Raw genomic sequence first — 12,290 nt, forward strand, 5'->3', positions numbered from 1 at the left:
AAAGTTTAAACAAGTTTATTCATAATTGTCATTATAACTGTTACAAAAAAATTATTCAAATTCCTGACTATCTCAACTTGTACAAGCTGAGTCACACACATCATATGTCTTGACTGTTATTTCAGTGAATTCCTATAGAAAAGTATTGAATGCAATGCTTATCAATACAAATTCAAAAATCTCAGAATCGGAAGCAGTCAACTAAGTCCCGAATAAAACAGATGAGTCGATTAAATGATTAGACTTTAAATTGTCTCGGGATAACAATAAATAAAAGTGTTACTAGGACTGACAGTCCTACTCCTGCTGGGAAGATTGTCAGAGATAAGATAAGCCCTAACATTTTAATACCAATATCCCATCGTATCCAACGCTTTCGTCCTCGTCTTAACGCATGCATCTCAGCTATATCATTCACTTCATCCAAGGTACGGTAATACCATAATACTGAAAAGCTAATGAGTAGAACGATTACCCCATAGAATGCTTGCATACTACCATTGTCGAAATGGGTTGCTATGAGCTGAGTGGTATAGGGAAAAAGGGAGGAGAAAAAGAGCATAATAATGGTTGCCCAGACTGTTTTTTGGCTAACTTTTTTAATGAGATGCGAAGAAGAATGGATATTGACCCACATAGCTCCCAGCCAAAAGAAAGAAATACCGTAGGCAAGAAAATTTGTTCTAAGCTCCCATAGTCCTTGCAAATCAAAGGTTTTTGGCTTTTCCAGCTCCAAAACCAAGATAGTCATAACGATGGCTAACACAGCGTCAATAAAGGCTCCCAAACGTTCCTTTTCCATTATTTGCGGTTGTTTTTTCATCAAATAGTCCTTTCGATTCTATTCTATCCAAGTGCCTGATTATTTCAGTCACACAATAACTTTATTTTTATATATGTTCAAGGCTCCAGTGGAGTTTTGAAGCATCTCGCTTTGAAATAAAAAAGCGAGTTGATTAACTACATTTCTCTAAATAACTTACGCACTCCACGTGTGCTGAGAGCTTTCTTCTATACTAATAGACGAAAGGGTGTGAAAATGATTTTTAAATGATACTGTGGAACGGAACAGTAGCCCTAGTATTGACTACTGTCGTTTCTATTCATATTGGCTATTCTAGGACTGAGATGAAAAAATCTATAAATGCTCAGAATAAAATTGAACCCGCAAATCTCCCCAAAACAATGGTGAGTCATGTACTTGTATTATTCCGAAAAAATACACCTCTGGTGCAGTGAGACAAATTGGTGTATCTTATAGTGGCTTCGTAGATGAAAGCTATACTCTACTATCACTCTTTGATGATGTAGAACAAATTGAAAAAGATAATAGACTTCAGACAGCTATTGATGTTGTCAGAGAACAGTTTGGTTTTTTAGCCATACAAAAAGGAACCGTCCTAACTGAAGGTTCCAGAAATATTGAACGCAGTAAACTTATCGGTGGTCATTCCGCGGGTGGATTGGAGGGATTAAAATGAAACAAGAAAAAAATACAGTACAATTTTCAGAAATCCGTAGCAAAGGATGTAATGATATTGAAATGCTTGAAAGATTTTTACATGGAATCGTTGAAACAGCAACTTCAAAACTTCGTCAGAGAAAACTCAAAACAACTGAAATATCGATACGACTAGTACATGCTAAATCTGAAAACCGATTACCATTGGAATTTACATTTAGCATTAAGCCAACAAGCTCATCTGTGATAATCTATACTGAGGTAATCAATCGCTTTAAAGAATGTTACACAGGTGGGGGAATTCAAGGTTTTACGATTCAATTTGATAAAAATACCCTTGCCTCTGCATAGAAAGGATTTGATATGATTGACCGTTCATATTTACCATTTCAATCAGCAAGAGAGTACCAGGATACAAAGATGCAAAAATGGATGGGCTTTTTCCTATCTGAACATGCATCAGCACTCTCTGATGATACAAACAAAGTAACGTACATGTCTGACTTATCACTAGAGAAGAAATTATTACTCCTCAGTCAAGTATACGCCGGGCAGCTACGCACACGCATTCAAGTGATTGAAAAAAACAAGCGTGTTTCCTACACTGGAACAATACCAAGTCTGACCAAAGATTTCATTTTGATAAAAACTACAACAGGTCACATCAATTTGAAATTAAAAGACATTATTAGTATTGAACTTGTCGAGGAGGTGCTCTATGAATCAGCTTGAGTTTCAGCGTAATCACCTACAAATGGACTATTATAGCGAGAGCTACCAAGATTTTGAACGTGACTTCTACCGCTACTCTAACATGAATATTCCATTGACCTTCCTAACTGATGATATCCTAAAAACAATGGCGACTTCACGTAAGAATTACTTTGTCCTCAATAAGGAAAAGTCCAGAGATAACCGCGATCACTTCTTCATATTTGAAGTAAGTACCGTAGATGAGAATCCGCTAATCTATCATTATACATATAAGAAAACTACAATATATTTAGCAGAAAAATAGGAGCAGTTCAATTGACTGTTCCTATTTTTAATATTCATAAAATCTAAAGTCTTTATACTCTTTAACAATGGAGTCGCCAACCAGAACAGACTATACTGACCAGCGACTACCTTAAATTTAATGTTTCAGATTTATTTTCTTATCTCTAATTTCATAAACTACATCTGCTACATTTTCGAGTAATCGTTTATCGTGGGTGATAAACACGATAGTTCCGGTGTACTCCTTCATTAGTATTTCCAAAGCCTCTAAACTTGGTATGTCAAGGAAGTTACTGGGTTCATCCATTATTAGGATGTTATATCTACCCATGAGCATTTTAGCAAGCAACAATTTTATAATTTCTCCACCGCTTAAAACAGATAAACTTTTTCCAATATCGTTCTGTTTGAACCCCATAGATGCTAGCACTGAACGAATTTCTGATATATTGTAGTCACAATCCTTCTGCATAAACTCCATAACATTCTGATTACTGTTGTACTTGTAACCATTCTGTGCAAAGTAACCTATTTTTGCCTTAGGCGAAATAGAAATTCCTTCTTCATGGTTTAAGATCATTTGGATTAAAGTTGTTTTTCCGATTCCATTACCACCAGTTAACGCCACTTTTGCTCCTAACGGAATTTGAAAAGATGCATTTTCAAACAGAGCCTTATCCCCAAATACTTTATTAATTTCTGCACCGACTATAGGGTATGGATTATGGAGCTCCAATGCTTTACTTTGCCTGAAACGAATTCTGCGAATGCCTTCCGGAGCTTCTACTTTTCCTAAGGCCGCAATCCTGTGCTCTAGGGTTTTAGCAGCATTATACATCTTTTTTTCCTTACTTCCTATTGATTTTTGATGAGCTAAACGCCCTCCGTCTTCAGTACTTTTTTTCTTTGAAGAACCTTTTGCCTTCTGTTCTATTTTACGAGCCTGTTTTCGCTTTTCCTCCGCAGCCCTTTCCAATCGGGCACGTTCCGCAATAAATTGTTCGTATTCTGCAGCTTGGCTCTTACGTTCTTCCTCTTTCTGACGAAGATAATCAGAATAGTTTCCCCAATACTCAGTGATTTTGCCATCTTTCAGTTCCCATATTTTATCTACTATTTCATCAAGAAAATAGCGGTCATGGCTAATAACTAACAGTGCACCTGTAAAATATTTTAGCTGTCCTATTAGAAAATCAATTCCTTCACGGTCTAAATGGCTCGTAGGTTCATCCGCTAAAATACCATGAACCTGTGCCGATAAGGCCTGTGCTATTTTAAGCCTTGTTTCTTCACCACCGCTCATAGTCTGTATATTTAATTGCTCAACACCTAGCTTGCCTACAAGTGCAAAATCTTTTTCCTCCTGCAGAGTTACTTCGTCCAACTGGGGAATATAGGCAAGTTCACCCAGACGATTCATTTTACATCCTGGGGGAGTTAATTCTCCTAAAAGTACCCTGAGTAAAGTGCTTTTTCCAGCACCATTTGCTCCTACTAAACCAATACGGTCATAATCATATACTTCTAATTCATTTATATCTAAAACATCGCGTCCTTTGAATTCCACACGAATGTCTTTTGCTTTTAATATTAATTCCATAACATTTCCTCCTGTCTATAATCGCATGCTTTCATTTGCTTGTATGCAGGGAAAACCCTGCGATTTTAGCAGGAAGAGTTACATGAAAATAAGATACATAAATATTCCTCCAATATTGTTTATTTTAAATCTAATTTTCTAACCTCAGTTATCATTTGGCAAACTATAGCAATGCCAATAATTAAAATACCTGATAGTAAAAACCAATGATTTACACCGATTTTATCAGCAAAGAATCCAGAAAGAATTAACCCAATTGGCATAGCAAGTGACATGATACTTCCGATCAAAGAAAATACACGTCCTAAATATTCAGGCTTAATTTTCTCCTGAAAAAGAGCTGTTTGCACACCGCTATAAAATGGCACCGAAAGCCCCATTATTGCACAGCAAACTACGAATATTACAAATCCATTTGGAGGAAGTATTCCCGAAACGGCTAAACTGGTCCCCATTATAAAAAATGAACTTGTTATTAGTAATACATGCTTTTCGAAGCCCCCTAATCTTCCTAATAATAAGCCTCCTGCTAGCATCCCAAATGCAAAGGAAATTTCCGTAATAGAAATATGCACAGGCGTTCCATTAAAGTGTTCCATGCTTATTAAAGGAAATAGTGCATTGATTGGCATATAAACAAAAGTATATAGTGTTCCTAAGAGTAATAAGGCAAACAATCCTTTGTTTTGTCTCAGAACCACAACTCCTTCTTTCATCTCCCTTATGAAATTTGGTTCTAAACTTTGCACTTGATTACCCAGCTTAGGTATACGTACAATTGCTACCGTAATAGATGCAATCACAGCACCCAATACGTCGATGGCAATAATAGCATTTAAATCCCAAACGGAGTATAAGAGTGCTGCAACTGCCGGACTAACAATATAGCTTATAGACTGCAAAGACTGACTATAGCCTGCGCATTTCGTTAGCTGTTCTTCTGGTACTAAAAGTGGTGTAACCGCATTGAGTGCTGGGGTATGAAAAGCTGTTCCAATGCTACGGATAAACAATACTATCATAATCATCCAGACAGGTAGCTCCATACAGAATGCAACAATAGCAAGCACTGCACCAGCTGCTGCGATAATTAAATCGGCACCAATCATTATCTTCTTCCTATCATGACGATCCACTAGCACACCAATGGCAGGTCCCAAAATCGCATAGGGTAAAAAACCTACTAATGAAGCCATAGACAAGACCATCGCAGATCCTGTTTTTTCTGTAAGGTAAAAAATAATCGCCATTTGCAGGATGGCACTAGTGATTAATGATACTGCTTGCCCTGCCCATATTGCATAAAATTTTCGTTTCCAATTGTTGTATTTTTCCATTTATATTATCTCCTGCATATTATTTTGCTTGAATTTCTATTTTGAATAGCATTCTAGGCAATAAAAAATGCAGGCCAAACCCCACAATGTGGCTTTTGGTCTGCATACATACAATTTGGAAACATTCATATTAAAGACATAGTTAAATAAAGGTATAGTTAAATAACCAATATCCTCACCGTAACTAATGAATGCTCAATATCGTATAAATAAGCACAACAAAAAAGCCTATCATCGGGTATAGATTCTGCTTTTTTTATTGCCAGCTTATCTTAAACGCATTGAGGCTGTCATAGTTTCGGTTCCTCCTACATCTTTGTTTATATCAATTTATAGTATAACACAACAAGATGATATGTTCAATATAAAAGTTATGGAATGAGACTCATACTTCCAATTCGATGCCAGATTTAAAGGATATGACGAAGTTTTCTTCATAGACTGTAACGCTCTGGATTATCTTCCTTAGTAGCAAGCGATTAGCTTTCACAAAATCTTCTGTTTGTAGTTTTAAAAATTCATCAGGATTTTCTAACTCAACCTCAAAATATTTCATTTTACATTCCCTCATTTCATTTATTGATAAATTGAGTTTGCAAAAAAGAGTGGACAATTTTTGTCTACTCTTAACCTTTAAAATAGTTTTTTTTAATCGATTTGAAGTTGCCTAAATTATTACTTATTCGGTAAAATGAAGTATTGCTTTCAACAGATTTCCTTCAACTACACTTCACTTGATTCAAACAAGGTGGGTACATTTCTATTCCCACAAACTCCTTGTCAATGGAAACAAACACGTACCCACAGGGTAAATGGAAATAGAAACTGATAATTTCTAGCTATCACTTCTACTCATTCCAAAAATTTTCTCACTCTGATACTTACCCACCATAAAGCAAAAAGCCTTGCAATCAAGGCTTTCATTATCCCTTTCGTTCAAAGGTTTCTAAGCTTTTACGAGCAGAGCGACACACTCAGCGGTTCGCTATCTCCGTTCTGTCTGCGTGCTAGCACTTGTCAATCACGGACAGCTATCGCATGGGCGGAAGTAAATGCTAATCTTCGTCGTTTTACTCCTTGACTAGCAAACTTACCGCCTCAACATGGTGCGTCTGCGGAAACAAATCCACCGGCTGTACTTTCTTCAATTCATATCCCAATTCTTGATATAGTTTGATATCACGTGCCATGGTTGCGACATTGCAAGAGATATAGGCAATGCGGTCTGCTCCTGTTTGAGCACTTGCTTTGATAAAACTTTCGGTCAAACCCTTGCGTGGTGGGTCGACCAAGATAACGGTTGGTTGGATACCTTCCTTGAGCCAGTTCTTCATGGCATTTTCAGCCGTGTCACAGACATAGTGGGCATTTGTAATCTTGTTCAAAGAAGCATTCTTCTGGCTATTCTCTACTGCTTCTGGAATCACTTCAACACCGTAGACTTCTTTAACATGCTTGGCGACGGACAATCCAATCGTTCCAATTCCTGAATAGGCATCAATAACCACATCGTCTTCTTTTAACTCTGCAAAGTCAATAGCTGTTTGATAAAGTTTCTCTGCCATTTCAGTATTGACCTGATAAAAGGCTGGGCCAGCGATTTGGAAGTCATTTCCCAACATCTGGTCCGTAATATAGTCTTGACCATAAAGAGTCTTCCACTCCTTACCAAAAATCGCATTGGTATTCTGGTCGTTGATATTTTGCATGACAGACACAATCTCTGGGAACTGCTTGATAATTTGTTCAATCAATTGCTCCACTCGAAAAACTTTAGGACGTTTAGTCACTAATATAACCATGATTTGTCCTGAATAGTGACCACGACGCACCACAAGGTTCCGAATCAAGCCAGACTGCTCCTTTTCGTCATAAGGTTTTAAATCAAAACGACGAAGCAAATCGCGTAGAACTACCACAACTTGGTCAATGACAGGATCCTGGATAAAGAAATCTTCAAGTGGCATGAGGTCGTGCGAATTCTTACGGAAAAAACCAGTTTCCAAGACACCATTCACTCGACGAACTGGCACCTGTGCCTTATTTCGATACTGGACTGGATGGTCCATGCCGAACGTTTCAGCGACCTCTACATCCGTAATACCAGCAATCTTGTAGAGACTGTCTTTAACTTGCTTGGTTTTGAACTTAAGCTGCTCTGGATAAGCAAGATGCCCCAAATCAGCGATACCTGAGCGTAGATAAGCTAGGTCAAGGTCTTGGTTACGATGAGGTGACCGAACAAAGTATTCTTCAACTTTCCCAAAGCCAATCTTTTTATTGACCTTAAGGACTCGCATGAGGATTTTCTCAGTTGGTAGAGCATTTTCTACAAAGAAAACTAAACCATCTACCTTAGCAACCCCTGCCCCTTCATGAGTCAAATCAATAATTTCAACTTCTACAATATCATTTTTCTTTAACATATTTTTCACTTTCTATCGGCCGACAAAAAAGACGGCAACATTTCTGTTACCATCTATTATATCATGAAATGACCTAAGCACCAAAACTCTTGAAGAAGTTGACAATGGCTTGCCAAAGAGAACTAAAGAAGTTGCCCCCGTCTTCTAGCGCTTTATTGGCATCAAAGTTGAGATTGATATTTTTAAAGCTATCTCCAGCTTGGGAAACAATGCTATCCTTGAGGTCTTTTAGGGTTTTAGTGAAATCAGCATTATTCAAGATGTCACTCTTCGAGAGGTTAAGTGCAAAATTGATGATGATATTGACCTGGTTTCCTGTTATAACCTGATCAAGTTTGTAGTTTTTTAGCGTGTCTTCAACGATTTTGCGGACATCTTCTTCTGTTAGATTTCCTTTGGCTTCTTTTGCCTTTGCAATTCCAGCCTTGATATCTGCCAAAGCCACATTGAGCTTATTGGCGTCGTAACCTGACTTGTCCTTGTTTTCAGCATTGATATCTGATAAGGCTTTTAGCTCTTCTTGGGCCAAGTCTTTATTGGCTTGCGGTACTTTAGCACCATTGGCCTCTAACGAGTAGTAAATCCCTGCTAGGGCGCTCTCACCTGTAACTGGTATAGGAGCTGCAACTGTGATTTTTGCATGCTCCACTCCCAGCGTCACTGCTGCGTTACGGTACATATCCTGCGTCACCTTGGTGATATTTTCAGGCGTTTCAATCTTGACTTCTAGAGGTGACTTGTCACCTAGCTTTTGAATCTTCGCTGACGAATAGAGCTGTAGACTAGCATCATTAGCCACATTCATAATTTTCGAATAGATATCAGGTGTCATAGTTTTGATATCTTTGGTGTCTTTTGATGCGTCATAGCCAAGTTTGCTAAGAGTTTGATTTTTTTGGTCTTCAGATAGAGAAGAACCTAGAACGTATTCTGGTTGAACATAGGTTTCATCGATTACTTTTTGAACATCGGTTGCTGCGTGGACACTCGTCATAGCTGTTGCGGCCCACAATATTGCAGCACTTGTTAGAAAGAATTTCTTTCTCATGGGATATTCCCTCCTTTACCTTTCTAGGTTAATAAAACAATCTTAAAGAAAGCTTATAGTGAAAAACACCTGGTCAAACCAGATGCTTAAAAGAAATTAAAGAATTTCATAATATACAGGTTAAATCGTACCTGTCTCGAGTAGTAATAATTTCCACCATTTTCATAGAGTTCGGCTCCGTGAAAGATAGAAATTGGGTTGATATAGGTATAGGTCTTACCTGTAGTATTACCTAGGATTGGAGCGACCGTTTCTCGGGAGTAACGCTTGGCTAGTGCCAGAGTATTTTCCTTGCCATTCTGAGCGATAAAGTCGATATAGGCAGGTCCAAAATTATAGGCTTGAACGGCGGTCCAGACATCTACTCCTTTGCTCTGTGCCAAATAGAGGTTATCTGTTAGTGTCTGTATCCCTTGGCGAATACTAGAGGCATCGTCATTGATGGTATTGGTAGCGCCACTAGCAGACTCACTAGACTGCATGACATCCCGCTCTTTTCCCTTCGTTTCGGTATAAATCATGGCGAGCACCAACTCTTCATTGGCTGGAGTATCTCTTTCGCTCAAGATTTCTCGAACCATGGGTTGGTAGGTCATGACTTGTTTAACATCCTGATGGATATGATAAGCTTTGTATCCTGCGAAAAGGAAGACTGCTAGCACAAGCACTCTTCTTATAAATTTAAACATTATTTACTTTGAATATCCTCGATATTTTTGATTAAGATAGAATAGGTTCCATTGTCATTTTGGATAAACTCAACAGACTCGGCGTCTTGATAGACGTTATTGGGAACGATGAGTTCAATTCCGTTTGACAAGGAAAGTTTTTGGTTTTCAAATTTCTTGAGCTGACGACTGGCATCAATTTCATCGAACTGGACTGGTTCTGGTACGGCTTCCTTGACTTGGTCAATAAAGCTCAAACGAGCCGTCAGATTGTTGTCAAAAAGGTCATTAGCCAATTTCTCGGGTGACAATTCATTGCTTTCTTCAAGATTGTTGAAAATCGCTGATTTGACCTTGGATTGGAATTGAAAATCATCTGTGTTAAAGGACTCTGCAATTCTCTGAGCCGTTTTTTCCAATTCCTTTATGGATTTCTTTGGCGAAATCTTAGGGGCGACAGCAAGCATATTCTCTGAAAAGTAGTTCAAAAAAGTTCCATTATACTTGATTCGTTTCTCGATGAGGTGGTACTTTCGACTTTGAAGATTGACCACCAAGGCCTCATCAGCCCCCGTTCCAAATCCAGGCAAGTTATTCTGAGTCAGCTTGATTGGATTATCAACTTCTCCACCAAGGTGGGTTAAGGTTTCCCGCAGGGCAATTCGCAAGAAAGCGAAATGCTCTACACCTTCTTTAGAAAACTGAACAAAAATCAAGTCATTGGTCTTGAGATTTTCAGAAATGCTAAACTCTTCTTTCCAAAGATTAGCCAGTGTTACTGAAGTCTCCAACAAATCATCTGTGATGTGATTGAAGAAGGGATTTTCTTCTTCGAAAATCCCAGTCTTGGCTTCATCTGAATACACGCGTTCGATTTTTTTACGTAGGTATTCTTCGATTTTTGGAGTGATATTGAGAAACTTATCCGCTAAGAACAGCTCGGTATCATCTGGGCTGAACTGATGGATAATGGCTTTCTTAATATAAATGTCCATAAAAGTTTTAGTCCTCGTATAATGGGAAGGCATCTGTCAATTCTTTGACCTCGCTTCTCACTTCTTCTAAGACAGCTTCATTTTCTGCATTTTTAAGAGTTTTAATGATGAGTTCAGCCACTTTACGGCATTCTTCTTCACCAAATCCACGTGCAGTGATGGCTGCAGAACCGATACGAATCCCACTTGTCTTGAATGGTGACAAGGTTTCGTATGGAATTGAGTTTTTATTTAGGGTAATATTAACTTCATCTAGCAAGTTTTGAGCAACTTTTCCGTTTTCTACAACCTTAGTAACATTCACTAGGAAGAGGTGATTTTCAGTACCGCCAGAAATGATACGGAAATCAGGGTCTTGCAAGAAAACTTCAACCATAGCCTTGCTGTTTTTGATGACATTAGCAGCATATTCCTTGAAGGCTGGGTCCAAAACTTCTTTGAAGGAAACAGCCTTAGCAGCGACAACATGCTCCAAAGGACCACCCTGAATACCAGGGAAAATAGCTGAGTTGATTTTCTTAGCTAGGTCTTCATCATTTGTCAAAATCAAACCACCACGTGGTCCACGAAGAGTTTTGTGGGTCGTTGTTGTAGTGATATGAGCGTATGGCACTGGACTTGGGTGAAGACCAGCTGCAACCAAGCCAGCGATATGCGCCATATCGACCATAAGCTTAGCCCCAACAGCATCAGCAATTTCACGGAATTTTGAGAAGTCGATAATTTGAGAATAGGCTGAAGCACCCGCTACGATTAGTTTTGGTTTTACTTCTTGGGCTTGTTTCAAGATAGCATCAAAGTCCAAGAGTTCTGTTTCAGGATCCACACTATAAGAAACAAAGTTGTAGGTTTGACCAGAGAAGCTAACTGGAGCTCCGTGGGTCAAGTGTCCACCTGCTGCCAAATCCATTCCCATTACAGTGTCACCAGGCTCAATCAAAGCCATATATGCTGCACAGTTGGCTTGGCTTCCTGAGTGAGGTTGGACATTGGCGAATTTAGCACCGAAAATTTCTTTTGCACGTTCAATAGCTAGAGTTTCTACCACGTCTACTACATCAGTTCCACCATAATAACGACGTCCTGGGTAACCCTCGGCATATTTGTTTGTCAAGATAGACCCTTGAGCTGCCATAACAGCCTTGGAAACCACGTTTTCCGAAGCAATCAACTCGATATTGTTTTGTTGGCGTTCTTCTTCTTTGGCAATAGCATTCCAGAGATCAGCATCGTATGCTTTAAAATCGTCTTTGTCAAAAATCATAGGTCTTCTCCTTTATAGTGTGACTGGTCCTTTAGTTTTTTTTCAATAAGAAAATCAACTAAAAGATGCGAATAAACCGTTTCTGCACTTTATCACAAGTATAACCAACTTTTTCATAAAATGCATGAGCTCCCAGACGATGATCAGCAGAGTTTAAGCGGATAAACCCATAACCCCGTCTTTTTGCTTCTTGATCCAACCCTTGCAGTAAGCTTTTACCGATACCTTGCCCTTGTGCTTGAGGTGAAACCGCTAAGCCTAAGATATTAAATCCTGCTTTGGAATAGAGGGATTCATAAACTTCAGCATGGACATATCCAAGTAGGATATGACTAACTGCATCCTCATAACCAAGTAGGAAATGATGTGAATCCTGAGATAATCTAGCTAGTTGACTAGCTGTTTCCTCTGGACTAAAAGAATAGCCCAAAGCCTCTTGGTTAATCTCACATATAGCATTCACATCTGTTTCTTGCAAATCTCTTAGCATC

14 protein-coding genes are annotated in these 12,290 nt (G+C 38.6%); 4 read left to right on the forward strand and 10 right to left on the reverse strand.

What is annotated here, in order from left to right; all coding sequences use genetic code 11:
• Nucleotides 1–238: 238 nt before the first annotated feature.
• On the reverse strand, nt 239–802 hold the full coding sequence (locus HMPREF2655_RS08695) for a TMEM175 family protein (RefSeq protein WP_033630185.1): 564 nt from the start codon (nt 800–802) through the stop codon (nt 239–241).
• 433 nt (nt 803–1,235) lie between these two features.
• Between HMPREF2655_RS08695 and HMPREF2655_RS08705 the strand changes: the two genes are divergently transcribed.
• The 4 genes from HMPREF2655_RS08705 to HMPREF2655_RS08720 are packed head-to-tail and all read left to right on the forward strand — an operon-like array spanning nt 1,236 to nt 2,480.
• Entirely contained in the window at nt 1,236–1,481 is a 246-nt protein-coding gene (locus tag HMPREF2655_RS08705; protein ID WP_001813542.1) for a hypothetical protein, read from the forward strand.
• The gene (locus HMPREF2655_RS08710) at nt 1,478–1,813 is read left to right on the forward strand and encodes a DinB/UmuC family translesion DNA polymerase (RefSeq protein ID WP_000806926.1); all 336 of its coding nucleotides are present in this window, start codon (nt 1,478–1,480) and stop codon (nt 1,811–1,813) included. The genes HMPREF2655_RS08705 and HMPREF2655_RS08710 overlap by 4 nt, the downstream gene beginning before the upstream one ends.
• A gap of 12 nt (nt 1,814–1,825) precedes the next feature.
• Complete coding sequence (locus tag HMPREF2655_RS08715) at nt 1,826–2,194, forward strand: hypothetical protein (protein ID WP_000567222.1); 369 nt, start codon at nt 1,826–1,828, stop codon at nt 2,192–2,194.
• Nucleotides 2,181–2,480, forward strand: coding sequence for a DUF5960 family protein (locus tag HMPREF2655_RS08720; RefSeq protein ID WP_001072467.1), 300 nt, complete (start codon nt 2,181–2,183; stop codon nt 2,478–2,480). The genes HMPREF2655_RS08715 and HMPREF2655_RS08720 overlap by 14 nt, the downstream gene beginning before the upstream one ends.
• A 117-nt stretch (nt 2,481–2,597) precedes the next feature.
• On the opposite strand, the gene msr(D) is transcribed toward HMPREF2655_RS08720, so the two are convergent.
• From msr(D) to HMPREF2655_RS08765, 9 genes are all read right to left on the reverse strand, one after another.
• On the reverse strand, nt 2,598–4,061 hold the full coding sequence (msr(D), locus tag HMPREF2655_RS08725) for an ABC-F type ribosomal protection protein Msr(D) (RefSeq protein WP_000420313.1): 1,464 nt from the start codon (nt 4,059–4,061) through the stop codon (nt 2,598–2,600).
• A 119-nt stretch (nt 4,062–4,180) separates the two neighbouring features.
• Nucleotides 4,181–5,398, reverse strand: coding sequence for a macrolide efflux MFS transporter Mef(A) (gene mef(A), locus HMPREF2655_RS08730; protein ID WP_000417519.1), 1,218 nt, complete (start codon nt 5,396–5,398; stop codon nt 4,181–4,183).
• A gap of 385 nt (nt 5,399–5,783) precedes the next feature.
• Nucleotides 5,784–5,954 carry a hypothetical protein gene (locus HMPREF2655_RS08735; RefSeq protein ID WP_000873143.1) on the reverse strand — a complete coding sequence of 57 codons (171 nt, stop codon included), beginning with the start codon at nt 5,952–5,954 and terminating at the stop codon, nt 5,784–5,786.
• 514 nt (nt 5,955–6,468) lie between these two features.
• Nucleotides 6,469–7,824, reverse strand: coding sequence for a 23S rRNA (uracil(1939)-C(5))-methyltransferase RlmD (gene rlmD, locus HMPREF2655_RS08740; RefSeq protein WP_070838606.1), 1,356 nt, complete (start codon nt 7,822–7,824; stop codon nt 6,469–6,471).
• Nucleotides 7,825–7,897: 73 nt separating this feature from the next.
• Nucleotides 7,898–8,872, reverse strand: a complete 975-nt coding sequence (locus HMPREF2655_RS08745; RefSeq protein ID WP_070838607.1) for a DUF1002 domain-containing protein — start codon at nt 8,870–8,872, stop codon at nt 7,898–7,900.
• Between the two features lie 86 nt (nt 8,873–8,958).
• The gene (locus tag HMPREF2655_RS08750) at nt 8,959–9,561 is read right to left on the reverse strand and encodes a lysozyme family protein (protein WP_042768074.1); all 603 of its coding nucleotides are present in this window, start codon (nt 9,559–9,561) and stop codon (nt 8,959–8,961) included.
• On the reverse strand, nt 9,561–10,535 hold the full coding sequence (locus HMPREF2655_RS08755; protein ID WP_070838735.1) for a nucleoid-associated protein: 975 nt from the start codon (nt 10,533–10,535) through the stop codon (nt 9,561–9,563). Before HMPREF2655_RS08755 ends, HMPREF2655_RS08750 begins: the two co-directional genes overlap by 1 nt.
• Nucleotides 10,536–10,542: 7 nt before the next feature.
• Complete coding sequence (gene glyA, locus HMPREF2655_RS08760; protein ID WP_070838609.1) at nt 10,543–11,799, reverse strand: serine hydroxymethyltransferase; 1,257 nt, start codon at nt 11,797–11,799, stop codon at nt 10,543–10,545.
• 58 nt (nt 11,800–11,857) lie between these two features.
• A complete protein-coding gene (locus HMPREF2655_RS08765; protein WP_049489673.1) occupies nt 11,858–12,289 on the reverse strand; it encodes a GNAT family N-acetyltransferase in 432 nt (143 codons plus the stop codon).
• Nucleotide 12,290 lies beyond the last annotated feature (1 nt).

The organism is Streptococcus sp. HMSC066F01, from assembly GCF_001837335.1.
Taxonomy (GTDB): Bacteria; Bacillota; Bacilli; order Lactobacillales; family Streptococcaceae; genus Streptococcus; species Streptococcus oralis_S.

Excerpts from the sequence above, each read along its gene's own strand:
- HMPREF2655_RS08695 (WP_033630185.1), bottom strand. The coding sequence starts at position 802 with ATGGAAAAGGAACGTTTGGGAGCCTTTATTGACGCTGTGTTAGCCATC.
- HMPREF2655_RS08715 (WP_000567222.1), top strand. The coding sequence starts at position 1,826 with ATGATTGACCGTTCATATTTACCATTTCAATCAGCAAGAGAGTACCAG.
- HMPREF2655_RS08755 (WP_070838735.1), bottom strand. The coding sequence starts at position 10,535 with ATGGACATTTATATTAAGAAAGCCATTATCCATCAGTTCAGCCCAGAT.
- HMPREF2655_RS08750 (WP_042768074.1), bottom strand. The coding sequence starts at position 9,561 with ATGTTTAAATTTATAAGAAGAGTGCTTGTGCTAGCAGTCTTCCTTTTC.
- HMPREF2655_RS08710 (WP_000806926.1), top strand. The coding sequence starts at position 1,478 with ATGAAACAAGAAAAAAATACAGTACAATTTTCAGAAATCCGTAGCAAA.
- HMPREF2655_RS08765 (WP_049489673.1), bottom strand. The coding sequence starts at position 12,289 with ATGCTAAGAGATTTGCAAGAAACAGATGTGAATGCTATATGTGAGATT.
- glyA (WP_070838609.1), bottom strand. The coding sequence starts at position 11,799 with ATGATTTTTGACAAAGACGATTTTAAAGCATACGATGCTGATCTCTGG.
- HMPREF2655_RS08745 (WP_070838607.1), bottom strand. The coding sequence starts at position 8,872 with ATGAGAAAGAAATTCTTTCTAACAAGTGCTGCAATATTGTGGGCCGCA.
- HMPREF2655_RS08720 (WP_001072467.1), top strand. The coding sequence starts at position 2,181 with ATGAATCAGCTTGAGTTTCAGCGTAATCACCTACAAATGGACTATTAT.
- rlmD (WP_070838606.1), bottom strand. The coding sequence starts at position 7,824 with ATGTTAAAGAAAAATGATATTGTAGAAGTTGAAATTATTGATTTGACT.
- HMPREF2655_RS08735 (WP_000873143.1), bottom strand. The coding sequence starts at position 5,954 with ATGAAATATTTTGAGGTTGAGTTAGAAAATCCTGATGAATTTTTAAAA.